This window comes from Cupriavidus sp. IK-TO18, assembly GCF_015549295.1.
Lineage (GTDB): Bacteria > Pseudomonadota > Gammaproteobacteria > Burkholderiales > Burkholderiaceae > Cupriavidus > Cupriavidus oxalaticus_A.
In genome coordinates this window covers 64186-78215 of sequence record NZ_JADGMP010000005.1, presented here as the reverse complement: position 1 = coordinate 78215, position 14030 = coordinate 64186, and the positions used below count along the sequence as shown (strand labels likewise).

At 69.1% G+C, this 14030-nt stretch carries 12 protein-coding genes; 4 read left to right on the top strand and 8 right to left on the bottom strand.

Annotated features, from left to right (window positions below; translation table 11 throughout):
• Positions 1–90: 90 nt before the first annotated feature.
• The 4 genes from pyrR to IPF36_RS02785 form a co-directional block, all read right to left on the bottom strand.
• Positions 91–627: a bifunctional pyr operon transcriptional regulator/uracil phosphoribosyltransferase PyrR gene (pyrR, locus tag IPF36_RS02800; protein ID WP_195427264.1), complete on the bottom strand. Its 537-nt coding sequence runs from the start codon at positions 625–627 to the stop codon at positions 91–93.
• Entirely contained in the window at positions 624–1049 is a 426-nt protein-coding gene (ruvX, locus tag IPF36_RS02795; protein ID WP_133092474.1) for a Holliday junction resolvase RuvX, read from the bottom strand. The genes pyrR and ruvX overlap by 4 nt, the downstream gene beginning before the upstream one ends.
• Complete coding sequence (locus IPF36_RS02790; protein ID WP_041681585.1) at positions 1042–1614, bottom strand: YqgE/AlgH family protein; 573 nt, start codon at positions 1612–1614, stop codon at positions 1042–1044. The genes ruvX and IPF36_RS02790 overlap by 8 nt, the downstream gene beginning before the upstream one ends.
• 124 nt (positions 1615–1738) lie before the next feature.
• Positions 1739–2446, bottom strand: coding sequence for a 16S rRNA pseudouridine(516) synthase (locus tag IPF36_RS02785; protein WP_195427263.1), 708 nt, complete (start codon positions 2444–2446; stop codon positions 1739–1741).
• 141 nt (positions 2447–2587) lie between these two features.
• Here IPF36_RS02785 and IPF36_RS02780 point away from each other — a divergent pair, with 141 nt between their 5' ends.
• Complete coding sequence (locus IPF36_RS02780) at positions 2588–4156, top strand: deoxyribodipyrimidine photo-lyase (RefSeq protein WP_195427262.1); 1569 nt, start codon at positions 2588–2590, stop codon at positions 4154–4156.
• Between the two features lie 17 nt (positions 4157–4173).
• Here the strand turns inward: IPF36_RS02780 and IPF36_RS02775 are convergent, their stop codons facing one another.
• Genes IPF36_RS02775 through hemC form a run of 3 tightly spaced genes read right to left on the bottom strand, consistent with a single transcriptional unit; the run spans position 4174 to position 8588 of the window.
• Complete coding sequence (locus IPF36_RS02775) at positions 4174–5364, bottom strand: heme biosynthesis protein HemY (protein ID WP_195427261.1); 1191 nt, start codon at positions 5362–5364, stop codon at positions 4174–4176.
• 5 nt (positions 5365–5369) lie between these two features.
• Positions 5370–7550: a fused uroporphyrinogen-III synthase HemD/membrane protein HemX gene (gene hemDX, locus IPF36_RS02770; RefSeq protein ID WP_195427260.1), complete on the bottom strand. Its 2181-nt coding sequence runs from the start codon at positions 7548–7550 to the stop codon at positions 5370–5372.
• A gap of 9 nt (positions 7551–7559) precedes the next feature.
• A complete protein-coding gene (gene hemC / locus IPF36_RS02765) occupies positions 7560–8588 on the bottom strand; it encodes a hydroxymethylbilane synthase (RefSeq protein WP_195427259.1) in 1029 nt (342 codons plus the stop codon).
• Positions 8589–8656: 68 nt separating this feature from the next.
• Here hemC and ppc point away from each other — a divergent pair, with 68 nt between their 5' ends.
• Positions 8657–11752: a phosphoenolpyruvate carboxylase gene (ppc, locus tag IPF36_RS02760; RefSeq protein WP_195427258.1), complete on the top strand. Its 3096-nt coding sequence runs from the start codon at positions 8657–8659 to the stop codon at positions 11750–11752.
• A 79-nt stretch (positions 11753–11831) separates the two neighbouring features.
• Here ppc and IPF36_RS02755 read toward each other — a convergent pair whose 3' ends face one another.
• Positions 11832–12434 carry a ferritin-like domain-containing protein gene (locus tag IPF36_RS02755; protein ID WP_255519668.1) on the bottom strand — a complete coding sequence of 201 codons (603 nt, stop codon included), beginning with the start codon at positions 12432–12434 and terminating at the stop codon, positions 11832–11834.
• Between the two features lie 153 nt (positions 12435–12587).
• Between IPF36_RS02755 and IPF36_RS02750 the strand changes: the two genes are divergently transcribed.
• Both IPF36_RS02750 and IPF36_RS02745 read left to right on the top strand, forming a co-directional pair.
• Complete coding sequence (locus IPF36_RS02750) at positions 12588–13187, top strand: RNA polymerase sigma factor (RefSeq protein ID WP_133092481.1); 600 nt, start codon at positions 12588–12590, stop codon at positions 13185–13187.
• Positions 13184–13930: an anti-sigma factor gene (locus IPF36_RS02745; protein WP_135705777.1), complete on the top strand. Its 747-nt coding sequence runs from the start codon at positions 13184–13186 to the stop codon at positions 13928–13930. The genes IPF36_RS02750 and IPF36_RS02745 overlap by 4 nt, the downstream gene beginning before the upstream one ends.
• Positions 13931–14030 lie beyond the last annotated feature (100 nt).

Here is a 14030-nt window from a genome sequence, read left to right as displayed (position 1 = left end):
GGGCGCGGGCAAAAAACGGGGTGGTCTGGTCTCGTGGCAGGCGCCAGGCGCGCTACAGTGCAATGCAGCGCCTGGCAGGCAAACGCCGGCTCAGCCGGCGGCAGTGTCGGTAGGTTCGGTGGCGAAGGCAAAGCGCGCGTCGGCGCCCTCGCCCTGGCGCGACAGCACCAGCGTCTTGCCGCGCGGCAGTTCGATCTCGGCGGCCACCAGGTCGGCGGCGATCGGCAGCTGGCGCCCGCCGCGGTCGGCCAGCACGCCCAGCGCAACGCGCGCCGGACGGCCGTAGTCGAACAGTTCGTTGACGGCGGCGCGGATGGTGCGGCCGGTGGCCAGCACGTCGTCGATCAGCAGGATGTTGCGGTCTTCCACGGCAAACGGCAGCGTGGTCGGCTGGGCCTGGCTGTGCAGGCCCTTCTTGGCGTAGTCGTCGCGATGGAAGGCGACGTTGATCACGCCATGCTCGGGCAGGTTCAGGTCGCTGGCCAGGCGCGCGGCGATCCATGCGCCGCCGGAATGGATGCCTGCCACCGACCAGCGTTCACGCTCGGCGTCGGGGATCAGGGCGCGGGCCTGGTCCAGCAGCTTGCGGTACAGCGCCTCGGCGTCGGGTGCGGAAATCTGCGTCATAGCGGGAATTGGTCGAAATACTGTTGCAGGATGATGCGCGCGGCTTCGGCGTCGAGTTCGCCGCGGCGCGCGCCGGCCATCGAGGCGGCGCGCGAGGAATAGCGCTCGTCCACCCATTCCACCGGCAGGTTGAAGCGCCCGTTGAGCTGGTTGCCGAAGCGCCGCGCCAACCGCATCATCGGCTGCTCTTCGCCGTCCGGGTTGACCGGCATGCCGACGATCAGCTGCACCGGGCTCCATTCCTGGATCAGCGCGCCCACGGCCTCGAAGCGGCCTTCAACGGTGATATTGGGCAGGATGGTCAGCGCACGCGCCTCGCGCGTGATGAAGTTGCCCAGCGCGACGCCGATCTTTTTCTCGCCGTAGTCGAATGCCAGGACCGTGCCGTCGCGGGGCAGTTCGCGCCCCACGGCGTCAGGCATGCCCGGCCTCGCCCGACAGCATGTTGACGTCGACGCCCAGCAGGCCGATGGCCGCGGCAAAGCGCCCTTCGGGCGGCACGCTGAAGATGATCTCGGGATCGGCCTGGACGGTCAGCCAGCCGTTGCGGCTGAGTTCTTCTTCCAGCTGGCCGGCACCCCAGCCGGAATAGCCCAGCGTCAGCAGGAAGCGGTGCGGGCCGCTGCCGTTCGCCACGGCTTCCAGCACATCCTTGGAGGTGGTCATTTCCAGCCCGCCCGGCACCGCCAGCGACGAGACATAGACGCCGACCGGGTCGTGCAGCACGAAGCCGCGCTCGGTCTGCACCGGGCCGCCGAAATAGACCGGCTGGTGCGCCACTGGCTGGATTTCAAGCTTGAGGTCGATCTTGTCGAACAGCGTGGCCATGTCGATGTCGATGGGCCGGTTGATCACCAGCCCGAGCGCGCCACGCTCGTTGTGTTCGCAGATATAGACGACGGAACCCGAAAAGGTCGGATCGGCCATGCCAGGCATGGCAATCAGGAACTGATTGGTCAGATTGATGGGTGCTTCGGGCTTCGCCATGCCTTGCATTTTATCAAATCGCCGGGGGTCTTCCGGAAAAGATTGGCGGGCGTTGCAGTGCAGCAATGGGCGCCCGCGCAGGGCCGCTTGCCGGGAATTGCGGACCGATGATACGGCCCTTTGGTCATGCCTTGCGGGTCAGCGCCGCGAGTTCGTCCGCCGTCAGCCAGCGCCATTCCCCTTGCGCCAGTTCCGGATCCAGTTGCAGGCTGCCGAGCGCGCTGCGATGCAGGGCGCTGACGTGGTTGCCCGCGGCGGCCACCATGCGTTTGACCTGATGGTACTTGCCCTGCAGGAGGGTCAGGCGCAGGCTGCGTTCGCCGGTGATCTCGCAGGCTTCTGCGGCGATCGGCGCGGGTTCGTCCAGCAGCTGCACGCCTGTGACCAGTGCCTGGGCCTGTTCCGGCGTGACCGGCTCAGCAGTCGTCACTTCATAGACCTTGGGCACCTTGCGCTTGGGCGAGGTCTGGGCGTGGATGAACTGGCCGTCATCGGTCAGCAGCAGCAGGCCGGTGGTGTCGTGGTCGAGCCGCCCCACGGCCTGGACCTCGCGCTGGCGCAGCGGCACCGGCAGCAGGTTGTACACGCTGGGATGGTGGCGCGGTCGCTGCGAGCACTCATAGCCGGCGGGCTTGTTCAGCATCAGGTAGGCCTTGGTGCAGGCGATCCACTCCTCGCCATCGACGGTCAGGCGCAGGCCGTCCACCTCGAACTGGGCGCGCGGATCCTCGCACAGCGCGCCGTTGACTTCGACCAGCCCGGCGGCGACCAGGTCGCCGCAGTAGCGGCGGGTGCCGAAGCCCTGGGATTGGAGAATACGGTCGAGTGTCATGTGCTTTGTTGCTGTAATCGTTGTTTGGGTGGCAGATCGGTGCCGAACCGCTATGTTAGGGTATTGGCGCGACGCATCTCCGCGACAAGCCATTTGCCGGCATCATTGCGCGCATTCCTTCGACTCCGTCAGGCAGCGCGCATGCAGCCAGCAGACCCTCCGGCATCGGGCCGCAGACATTACCGTATCGGCCAGGATTTCGAGCGCGGGCTGGTCTGGTTCCGGCGCGACCTGCGCGCCAGCGACCACGCGGCGCTGCATTATGCCCTCAGGCATTGTGCCCGGGTGTGGTGCGTCTTCGTATTCGACCGCGACATCCTCGACCCGCTTCTGGCGCGCGGCCTGCAGGCCGACCGGCGCATCGAATTCATCCTCGAGTCATTGCGGGAACTGGCCGAGACGCTGACAGCGGCTGGCGGCGGGCTGATCGTGCTGGACGATCGCGCCGTCGACGCCGTTCCCGCGCTGGCGCAAGCATTGGACGTCCAGGCGGTCTTTGCCAACCACGACTACGAGCCTGCCGCCATGGCACGCGATGACAGCGTGCGCCAGGCGCTGGCGGCGCAGGCGCGCGCGCTGTTCACGTTCAAGGACCAGGCCATCTTCGAGCGCGACGAGATCCTGAACGGGCAGCGCAAGCCCTTCTCGGTGTTCACGCCCTACAAGAATGCCTGGCTGCGGACCGTGCAGCCGTTTGACCTGCGCCCGTATCCGATCGACCCGTACCTGCATGCGCTGGCGCCCGCGCCGGCAGCATATCGCCAGCCGTTGCCGACGCTCGAACAGCTTGGCTTCCGCACCAGCAACCTCGCCGGGATCGCCATGCCGACCGGCGCCGCCGGTGCGCAAGCGCTGTTCGAGGAATTCACCGGGCGCATCGGCGACTACGGCCGCCGCCGCGACTACCCTGCCCTGCGCGGTCCCAGCTACCTGTCGGTGCACCTGCGCTTCGGCACCATCTCGATCCGCACGCTGGCGCGTACCGCGCATGAAGCGGTGCTGCGCGGCGGCGCGGACAGCGCGGGCGCGACGGCGTGGCTGTCCGAGCTGATCTGGCGCGATTTTTACTTCATGATCCTGCACCATCATCCGCGCGTGGCCGGCGGCGCGGCCTTCCACCCGGCCTACGACCAAATCCGCTGGCAGGACGGCGAAACCGGCGAGCGCTATTTCCACGCCTGGTGCGATGCCGCCACCGGCTATCCGCTGGTCGATGCCGCCATGCTGCAAATCCGGCAGAGCGGCTATATGCACAACCGGCTGCGCATGGTCACGGCCAGCTTCCTGGTCAAGGACCTGGGCGTGGACTGGCACCGCGGGGAGCAGTACTTTGCCGACCTGCTCAATGATTTCGACTTGTCCGCCAACAACGGCGGCTGGCAATGGGCGGCGTCGACCGGCTGCGACGCGCAGCCGTGGTTCCGCATCTTCAACCCGGTGACTCAGTCGGAGAAGTTTGACCCGCAGGGGCGCTTTATCCGCAAGTACCTGCCACAGCTGGCGGCGTTGCCCGACAAGTACCTGCATGCGCCGTGGACCGCCCCCGACCATGTGCTGGCGAATGCCGGCGTGCGACTGGGCGAGGACTACCCGCGCCCGCTGGTGCAGCATGACGTGGCGCGCAAGGAAACGCTGGCGCGGTATGGGGTGGTGAAGGAAGGCGGCAAGCGCAGCGCCGCCGGCATGGAACAGGACGACCCGGACGAGTGAACGCCGGAGGCGACCGCTCAGGCCGCCAGCATCGCGCTTTCGCGATAGTGCCGCTGCGCGTCCTCGAAACGCTCGGTTTCCTCGAACAGCCGCGCCAGCGCCAGGTGCGTGCGCACGCGCAGCCGGCGCTGCTGGTCGATATCGGCATACTTCAGCGCTCGCTCGAAGCTGGACTGGGCCTTGCCCCACAGCTTCTCGCCCAGGCACAGCACGCCCAGCGTGTAGTAGAGGTCGGCATCGGCGGGATGCCCGGCCAGCCATTTCTCGGCCTGCTGGATCTGCGGCAGCGCATGGCCGGGCACCGCGCAGTCGGCGTAGCGCAGCACCAGGCGGCTGTCCCAGTTGAACTTGAGCGCGTCCTCGATGATGCGGCGGGCTTCGTTCTGACGGCCCAGCGCGGCAAAGTAGCGCGCGGCGGGTTCGGCGATGCGCGTGGCGCGGCGCTCGTCGGCGGACAGCGATCGCCAGAATTCGCCGAGGGCGTCGGCATCGTGGCGGCGCTCGTCGAGCATGGCCTCGACCGCCATCTGCTTGAGCCGCAGCGCCAGCACCGGGTGCAGCGCGTTGCGCTTCTCCAGCGAGCGCGCCAGGCGCAGTACTTCGGACCAGTTCTTCAGGTGCTGGTGCGCGCGCAGCGCGATGCGCTGCACATGGATCTGGCGCGCGCCCTGGGCCTGCAGCTGGGCGATGGTTTCCAGCGCGCCGTCGGCGTCGCGGGCATCGACCAGCAGTTCGGCCATCGACACCAGGCGTGCCTGCTCGCGCTCGGGATCGGTAACCTGCGACATCCAGGCATCGCGCCGCTCGGTCTCCTGCATGCGGTGCGCGGCGCGCGCGCCGATCAGCGCGGCGGTCTGGGCCTGGTCTTCCCAGGACTGGGCCTCGCGCGCGCAGCGCTCGGCGCGGGCGAAGCGGCCGGCGAACAGGTTCTCGATCGACTCGCGCAGCGCCGCCTGCGCCTTGTTCATGCGGCTGCGCTCGCGGTAGGCGGCGGCGCGGCGCGGCATTTCGGACAGATGTCGGATGGTGGACATCACCGTCCAGACCACGAAGAACAGCAGCAGCAGCAAGGCCAGCGCCAGGTTCAGCGACAGCTCGACGCGGTACGGCGGATAGAACAGCACCACATTGCTGTGGTTGAACTGCGTGAAGAGCGCCAGCCCGACGGCGCCGCCGAACAGGACCGCAACCCAGAACAGAAGGCGCATTGGGCTTACTCCTTCTTCAGGGCGTTCAACGCGCCCAGGCTCTCGGACATGGTCGGCAACTGCACCGTCACCGCGCCTGCCTGGGCCTGCCTGAGCAGGGTCAGCACGCCCTGCACGCGGCGCGACTTGGTGTCGAAATAGCGCCCGATCATCGCCTGCGCCGCAGCCAGGTCGTTGCGGAACACCGGCTCGTTGCGCGACAGCAGTGCCAGCCGCGCATTGAGCAGGCGCAGCTTGACGTTCTCGCGCAGGAACCAGCCCTGGTCGCCGGACAGCAGCAGCGCTTCCGCATCGTCGACCTTGCGGATGCGGACTACCTGCGCCATTTCGTCGCGCAGGTAGGTCCACAGGCGGGAGAACCAGCCGTTGGTGGCAGCCGCCGCCGGGGCGCTGGCGCCGCCCTTGCCGGCCGCGCCCTCCTTGCGGGCATCGGCCTCGGTGCGTTCGAGCATGCGTTCGCTGGACAGCAGCGGCAGCGCGTCGACCTGGTTGATGGCTTCGTCCAGCTTGATCGCGGCGCCGGTCAGGTCGGTGTCGGGCACGGCCTTCATGCGCGCGATGTCGCGGGCAATGGCTCGGCGCAGCAGGTTGTACTGCGGCTTGTCGGTGCGCGCCAGGCGCGCGTCGGCGCTTTGCAGCGCGGCCAGCGCAACCTGCACGTTACCGGTCAGCTGCAACTGCTGGCCGGCGTTGGTCAGCAGTTGCTGGATCTCGGCGATTTCCCAGTCGTCGCGGTTGCGCATCAGATCCTGGTAGACCTGCTCCAGCGCCACCTGCTTGTCGCGGGTCTCGCCGACCTGGTTTTCGAGCGCGCCGACCTTGGCCTGCAGCTCCTTGACAGTGTCCTGCGCATTGCGCGTCAGCACGCGCGACTCCTGCACCAGCGCGTCGTTGCTTTGCTGGCGCCGGGCCAGTTCGCCGGTCAGGTGGTCCACGCGCTGCTGCAGCCACCAGAAGCCGCCGGCGGTGGCAACCACCAGCACGGCCACCAGGGCCCACAGCGCCGCGGGCTTGCGCGCGGCAGCGTGCTGGCCGGCGGAGGAAGCGGGGGCGCCGGGGCCCGGAGCGGGCGCGGAGGCCGCCGAGGCCGCAGCGGGCGGCGGTGTAGCGGAGGAGGACGTGGTTTCTTGCGTCACGCGTTCGACCTTCGTTGACGTTGCGGGGACTGCGACAGCCGGCGCTGGCGCCGGTGCCCCGGCGCGCACCGGGCTGGTGTCTGTTATCGCGCCAGCGCGGCCGGATGCACCCGATACACCGGCAGCTTCCGGCGCAGCCGCCACCGGCACCGGACCGGCGTGGGCATCGGCCCATTGCAGGCACGCCGCGAGCAGGCCAGCATCGCCCGGCGCGGCACGCAGGATATGGCTGAAGCCCAGTGCCAGCGCTTGTTCGGCGATTCTCGCATGCGGCGCGATGCACTGCACCTGCCGCAGGCCGGCATTTTCCTGCGGCGAAAGGTGTTGACGCGCGAGCGTGTCGAGGTTACGCACGGCCTCTGAGCTGGTCAGCAGCCATACATGGGGCGGCGCGCCGGCCTGCACGCTGTCGCGCACGGCCTGCCATTGCATCGCGCCGGGCTCCGGCAGCGTGCGCCGGTAGGCCTCGACGGCCTCGACCTGGGCACCGGCTTCGCGCAGGCGGTCGCCGAGCCAGTCGCGGCCGCCGTTGCCGCGGACGATCAGGACGGGCTTGCCGGCGAGCGTGGCGGGATCGAGCTGGGCCCACAGCGCCTCGGAATCGAAGCGCGGGCCTTCGGCGTCGTGGTTCGGGTCGTGGTTGTGATGGCTGCTTTCGCTGGCGTCATCGGCGCCCTGCCCGTTCCCTGCGGCGCCGGCCGGCGCGATCACCCGGCAGGTGGGCGGCGCGATGCCACGCTCGGCCAATGCGGCCACGCTGGCCGGACCAACCACGGCGGCCGGCACCTGCGCCGGCCATTGCGCCGTGGCGGCACCCTGCACGCCGGCCAGCGCATCCAGCGCATGGGCAATGGCGTTGGGACTGACAAAGACCACCAGCGCAAACTGATCGAGCCGCGCCAGGGCCGCGCGCAGCGGCGCGTCGTCGGCGGCCGGGCCGATCGCCAGCAGCGGAAAGCTGAGCACGTCCAGACCCGCGGCCTGCAGCGCCTCGGTCAGTTGCCGGGACTGCCCGGCGGGTCGTGTGACAACGACGGTCGGGCGGGGCATCGGTCAGCCTCAGGCGGGAGGTTGCGTGCCGGGCGTGCCGGGCGAGGCGGCGGCGGGATCGGCGAGCGCGGCGAGGATCGCTTCGGCGCCCTGCGCCAGCAGGTCGCGCGCGCAGGCCTGGCCAAGGGCTTCCGCGGCGCCCAGGTCGGTGGCCGGGCCGGCAACGGCGGCGCGCAGGCCGCGCGTGCCGTCGGGCATGCCGACAAAGGCGTCGAGCCTGAGCTGGTCGCCGTCCCAGTATGCGTGGGCCGCCAGCGGTACCTGGCACGAACCGTTCAGCATGCGCGCCACGGCGCGCTCAGCGGCCACGGCCAGCAGCGTCGGCTGGTGGTTGAGCGGAGCCAGCCAGGCGGCCAGCTCGGGGCGGTTGGACGGGATCTCGATGCCAAGCGCGCCCTGCCCGGCCGCGGGCAGCGACGACTCAACGGGGATCACCGCGCGGATGCGGTCATTCAGGCCCAGGCGCTTGAGCCCCGCGGCGGCCAGAATGATGGCGCCATATTCGCCCCGGTCAAGCTTGCCGAGCCGCGTGTCGAGGTTGCCGCGCAGCGGCTTGACCACCAGGTGCGGATAGCGGGTGCGCAGCAAGGCCTCGCGGCGCAGGCTGGAGGTGCCGACCACGGTGCCGGGCGGCATCTCGTCGAGCGAGGCAAAGCTGTTCGAAACCAGTGCGTCGCGCGGGTCCTCGCGCTCCATCACCGCGGTCAGCGCGAAGCCGGGAGGCAGTTCCATCGGCACATCCTTGAGCGAATGCACCGCCAGGTCCGCGCGGCCTTCGTCCATCGCGAACTCCAGTTCTTTGACAAACAGACCCTTGCCGCCGACTTTCGACAGCGTACGGTCTAGAATCTGGTCTCCGCGCGTGGTCATGCCAAGAATGGACACGTCACACGCGGGATAGTATTGTTGCAATGCAGCACGCACATGTTCAGCCTGCCACATGGCCAGACGGCTCTCGCGGGAGGCAATGACGAGCTTTTGCGGAAGGTTGCTAGACACGACAGCGGTAGAGGAAGACGGGATGGCGGATGCTTGCATCCGTGAATGTTAGCACGCGACCCAATAGCCGCTCCGCACCAATATAGATAAGCAGACGAGGAGATTGCATGACGCAGCACGCTGCGCGCCCCACTGGCCGCAAGACCGCCGCTTCGGGCGCTTCGGGCACATCCGCCGGCGCTTCGGCCGCGAAGGATCCGGCCGCCGGCTTGGGTGAAGCAAACGGCGCATCCGCCACCAAACCGACCCGCGCGGCCCGCCGCAGCGGCACCGAAGGCAGCAGCGGCGCCACCTCGCGCACCGCGAAGCGCGTCTCCAAACCCCAGCTTTCCATCGTGTCGAGCAACGGAACCACCATCGCCGCCGCCCCCGGCCGCCGCACCGCTGACAAAGACCTGCCGCTGCGCGAGGACATCCGCTTCCTGGGCCGCCTGCTGGGCGATTGCCTGCGCGAACAGGAGGGCGACGCCGCCTTCGAGGTGGTCGAAACCATCCGCCAGACCGCGGTGCGCTTCCGCCGCGAGAACGACCGTGCCGCCGGCGCCGAGCTGGACCGCCTGCTCAAGCGCCTGTCGCGCGACCAGACCAACCAGGTGGTGCGCGCGTTCAGCTATTTCTCGCACCTGGCCAACATCGCCGAGGACCAGCACCACAACCGTCGCCGCCGCGTGCATGCGCTGGCCGGCTCGCCGCCGCAGGCCGGCAGCCTGCAGCACGCGCTGGAAAAGATCGACGCCGCCGGCGTCACCGGCAAGCAGCTGCGCAAGTTCCTGGACGAGGCGCTGATCGTGCCGGTGCTGACCGCGCACCCGACCGAAGTCCAGCGCAAGAGCATCCTGGACGCCGAGCGCGAGATCGCCCGCCTGCTGGCCGAGCGCGACCTGCCGACGACCGCGCGCGAGCGCGAGCACAACACCGCCCAGCTGCGCGCCAAGGTCACCACGCTGTGGCAGACCCGCATGCTGCGCGACGCGCGCCTGACGGTGGGCGACGAGATCGACAACGCGCTGTCTTACTACCGCACCTGCTTCCTGCGCGGCATCCCGCAGCTGATGACGGAGCTGGAAGAAGACATCGCCGCAGTGTTCCCGACCACGCGCAAGCGCAAGGGCACCCCGGGCACGCAGCCCACGCCGCTGGCGCCGTTCCTGCAGATGGGCTCGTGGATCGGTGGCGACCGCGACGGCAATCCCAACGTGACCGCCGAGACCCTGGAACACGCCTCCAGCCAGCAGGCCCAGATGATCCTGGACTGGTACCTGGATGAAGTCCATGCGCTGGGCGCCGAGCTGTCGATGTCGACGCTGATGGTCGATGCCAGCCCCGAACTGCTGGCGCTGGCCGAGCGCTCGCCCGATATTTCCGAGCATCGCGCCGATGAACCGTATCGCCGCGCGCTGATCGGCATCTACGCGCGCCTGGCCGCCACCTGCAAGACGCTGACCGGCCACGCCGCGCCGCGCCGCCCGGTGGCGCCGGCCGAGCCCTATGACAGCGCCGAAGCCTTCGCCGCCGACGTGCAGGTGGTGATCGACTCGCTGCGCGAGAACCACGGCCAGGCGCTCGCAGGTGCGCGCATCGACGCGCTGGCGCGTGCCATCGGCGTGTTCGGCTTCCACCTGGCGTCAGTCGACATGCGCCAGGTGTCGGACGTGCACGAAGCCGTCATCGCCGAGCTGTTCGCCGCCGCCGGCATCGCCCCCGACTACGCCGCGCTGCCCGAGCAGCGCAAGCTGGAGCTGCTGCTGGCCGAGCTGCGCCAGCCGCGCCTGCTGACGCTGCCTTGGCACGAGTACTCCGAGCAGACCCGCAAGGAACTGGCGATCTTTGCCGCCGCGCGCGAGCTGCGCAAGCGCTACGGCAAGCGCATCGCGCGCAACTACATCATCTCGCACACCGAGACGCTGTCCGACCTGGTCGAGGTCATGCTGCTGCAGAAGGAATCCGGCATGCTGCAAGGCACGCTGGGCAGCAAGACCGATCCGGCGCGCATGGAACTGATGGTGATCCCGCTGTTCGAGACCATCGAGGACTTGCGCAACGCCGCCGGCATCATGCAGTCGCTGCTGGACCTGCCCGGCTTCGATTCGGTGATTGCGCACCATGGCGTCGAGCAGGAAGTGATGCTCGGCTACTCGGACTCCAACAAGGACGGCGGCTTCCTGACCTCCAACTGGGAGCTGTACAAGGCCGAGCTGGCGCTGGTGCAGCTCTTTGAAGAGCGCCAGGTCAAGCTGCGCCTGTTCCACGGCCGCGGCGGCACCGTCGGCCGCGGCGGCGGCCCGACCTACGACGCCATCCTGTCGCAGCCGCCGGGCACGGTCAACGGCCAGATCCGCCTGACCGAGCAGGGCGAGATCATCAACAGCAAGTTCGCCAACGCCGAGATCGGCCGGCGCAACCTGGAGACGGTGGTCGCGGCCACGCTGGAAGCATCGCTGCTGCCGCAGCAGAACGCGCCCAGGGACCTCGACATGTTCGAGGCGGTGATGCAGCAGCTGTCCGACCGCGCCTTCACGGCCTACCGCGACCTGGTCTACGAGACCCCGGGCTTCAAGGACTACTTCTTCGCCACCACGCCGATCACCGAGATCGCCGACCTGAACCTGGGTTCGCGCCCGGCGTCGCGCAAGCTGATGGACAAGAAGCACCGCCGCATCGAAGACCTGCGCGCGATCCCGTGGGGCTTCTCGTGGGGCCAGTGCCGGCTGCTGCTGCCGGGCTGGTACGGCTTTGGCAGCGCGGTGAAGTCGCTGCTGGACCGCGCGCCGGACGACAAGGCCCGCAAGTCCGCCGTCACCACGCTGCGCCGCATGGTCAAGACCTGGCCGTTCTTCTCCACGCTGCTGTCCAACATGGACATGGTGCTGGCCAAGACCGACCTGGCGGTGGCTTCGCGCTACGCGCAGCTGTGCGACGACGCGGCGCTGCGCCGCAATGTGTTCAACCGCATCAGCAAGGAATGGCACCTGACCAGCGAGATGCTGGCGCTGATCACCGGGCACCAGGAGAGGCTGGCGGACAACCCGCTGCTGGCACGGTCGATCAAGAACCGCTTTGCCTACCTGGATCCGCTGAACCACTTGCAGGTGGAACTGCTCAAGCGCTACCGGGCCGGCAAGGACGGGGATGATATCCGCGTACGACGGGGGATTCACCTGACTATCAACGGGGTAGCGGCGGGGTTGCGCAATACGGGCTGACGCCAATCGTGGGACCGCCGGTTTGCTCCCCTCTCCCATTTGGGAGAGGGGAGCAAACAATCGGCAAGTCCTTGTCGCTTCAGCCGACAAACGCCCCCGGCACCGGATCCTCACCCAGCGCATGCAGCAGCACCGCCCAGTGCATTGCCTCGTCCCCGAGGATGCTGCCAGCGGCCCTGGTCAGCTCGCGGTTGTGGAAGTTCGGCAGCACGCCCAGGTAGGCGGCGGTCGCGCCCTTCTCCAGCCCCGCTGCAAAGCGCAGCACATCGGCCTGGTTCTTCAGGCTCTCGGTCGGGAACTTGTATTCCGACGCCTTCTTCGCCATCACCGGCGTGCCACCCAGCTTCGACACCGTCCCGGTCAGCACCTGCGCATGGGCCTTGTGGTGGTCCTGGAACTTGACCGCGGTGGCGAGCACCGGCTTCTGCAGCAGCCCGCTCTCGGCGCCGACCTGGTAGGCGGCAATCGCCTGGTACTCCAGCCCCAGAGCGGTATTCAGGATATTGATGTCGTCCTTGGTGCTGCCCGACTGCGTCTGCGCCCACGCCGGCATCGACTCGCCGAGCGTGATGACGGCCAGCGAGCCGAGCGCGAACAGGCCGGGCGCCTTGAGCAAGCCCCGCCGGCGCGCATCCGGCAGCGTGACGATGGTCCCGGCCTCGCGCGCGGGTTTCTGTGACATGCGGTCCATGGTGTTCTCCTGTGACGGATGACAACGTGGCGCCCCGTTGGCCGGGGTGCCTGGCTTGCGCCTGTCACTTCTACGCACGCGCCGCGCGTTTGGATGCGGCGCTACCTATAATCCGGCAAAGCTCCCTTGCAAGGACCCGTCCCGGTGCCGTCCTCCCCCCAGCCGTCTTATGCCGCGCCCGCCGGTCCCGACCGGCTGGAGGCGCTGCTGCAGGCCGTGGCCGTGGGCGACCGCCAGGCACTGCGCGGCCTCTATGACCTCACCGCAACGAAACTGTTTGGCCTCGCGCTGCGTATCACTGGCAGGCGCGATTGGGCGGAGGATGTCGTGCAGGAAAGCTTTGTCAGCATCTGGCACCACGCCGGCGACTATCGGCCGCATCTGGCCGCGCCGATGACCTGGATGACAGCGATCGTGCGCAACCGGGCGCTCGACAGCCTGCGCCGCGCCGCCGCCGCGCGCGTTGCGCAGACCGTCGAGCTGGAAGAAGACCTGGGCGAGTGGCTGGCCGATGACGCCGCCGGCCCCGCCGAGCTGGCCGATGCCAGCCAGCAGGCGCGCGCGCTGAACCGCTGCCTGCAACGGCTGGAGCAGGCGCAGCGGCAGGCGATCGTGCTCGCGTACCTGCACGATCTGAGCCATGCCGAGCTGGCGGCACGGCTGCGCGTGCCGCTGGGCACAGTCAAGTCCTGGGTGCGCCGCGGCCTGGAGCGGCTGCGCCACTGCCTGGAGGCGGCGACATGAAACTGGCCGCCCATCCCGAGCTGCTCGATCGCCTTGCCGCCCAGTACGCGCTTGGCGTGCTGCGCGGTGGCGCGCGCCGGCGCATGGAACACCTCGCGCGTGAAGAGCCGGCGGTGCACGCCGCCATCCTGCGCTGGCAGGACCGGCTGGCCGGCGTGTCCGAGTTGCAGGCCACAGCGGAACCGGTCGACAAGGTCTGGTGCGGCATCGAAGCCCGGCTGGGCTGGAAGCCGCCCGTTGAGGCCCTCAAGCCTGCCAGGCCCGCTGAAGTCGCGGCGGCCGGCTGGTGGCAGCGGCTGTGGTCGGCTCCGGTGTTCTGGCGCGGCGCCGCGGCGGCAATGGCCGTGGTGACAGTGCTGTCGATCGGGATCGGCATGCAGGTGGCGCAACAGCGCGAGGCCCCGCCGGCCGCGGTCATCGCCGTGCTCAACGACGACCAGGCCCAGCCCGCCATGCTGGTGTCCTGGGATGCGGGCGCGCGCAGCCTGATCGTGAGGCGCCTGGATCACGTAAAGCTGAGCGAGCAACAGGTGCTGCAATTGTGGGCCCTGCCCGCCGGCGGCAAGCCGCGCTCGCTCGGCGTGATCGGCCGGGCGCCGCAGGTCCGCCTGGCGATGGCAGCCCCCCCCGCCGCAGTGCCGGCCCTGGCGGTCAGCATCGAGCCGACTGGCGGCTCGCCCAATGCCGACGGGCCGAGCGGCCCGGTGGTGTTCAAGGGGCCTGTGCTCCACAGCCCGCTGTAACCGGCGGCCGGCCGGCGCCGCCATGCCCCTGGCGGACGATATAATCCCGTTTTTCCCAAATTCTCCAACTGCCTCGCGCCCCGGCGCCCGCCAGCCGCGA

What these genes read in the sequence shown, in the direction of transcription:
- pyrR (WP_195427264.1), bottom strand. Translation starts at nt 627, where the DNA reads ATGACGCAGATTTCCGCACCCGACGCCGAGGCGCTGTACCGCAAGCTG.
- IPF36_RS02755 (WP_255519668.1), bottom strand. Translation starts at nt 12,434, where the DNA reads ATGTCACAGAAACCCGCGCGCGAGGCCGGGACCATCGTCACGCTGCCG.
- hemDX (WP_195427260.1), bottom strand. Translation starts at nt 7,550, where the DNA reads ATGCCCCGCCCGACCGTCGTTGTCACACGACCCGCCGGGCAGTCCCGG.
- hemC (WP_195427259.1), bottom strand. Translation starts at nt 8,588, where the DNA reads ATGCAAGCATCCGCCATCCCGTCTTCCTCTACCGCTGTCGTGTCTAGC.
- ruvX (WP_133092474.1), bottom strand. Translation starts at nt 1,049, where the DNA reads ATGCCTGACGCCGTGGGGCGCGAACTGCCCCGCGACGGCACGGTCCTG.
- IPF36_RS02775 (WP_195427261.1), bottom strand. Translation starts at nt 5,364, where the DNA reads ATGCGCCTTCTGTTCTGGGTTGCGGTCCTGTTCGGCGGCGCCGTCGGG.
- ppc (WP_195427258.1), top strand. Translation starts at nt 8,657, where the DNA reads ATGACGCAGCACGCTGCGCGCCCCACTGGCCGCAAGACCGCCGCTTCG.
- IPF36_RS02780 (WP_195427262.1), top strand. Translation starts at nt 2,588, where the DNA reads ATGCAGCCAGCAGACCCTCCGGCATCGGGCCGCAGACATTACCGTATC.
- IPF36_RS02785 (WP_195427263.1), bottom strand. Translation starts at nt 2,446, where the DNA reads ATGACACTCGACCGTATTCTCCAATCCCAGGGCTTCGGCACCCGCCGC.
- IPF36_RS02745 (WP_135705777.1), top strand. Translation starts at nt 13,184, where the DNA reads ATGAAACTGGCCGCCCATCCCGAGCTGCTCGATCGCCTTGCCGCCCAG.
- IPF36_RS02790 (WP_041681585.1), bottom strand. Translation starts at nt 1,614, where the DNA reads ATGGCGAAGCCCGAAGCACCCATCAATCTGACCAATCAGTTCCTGATT.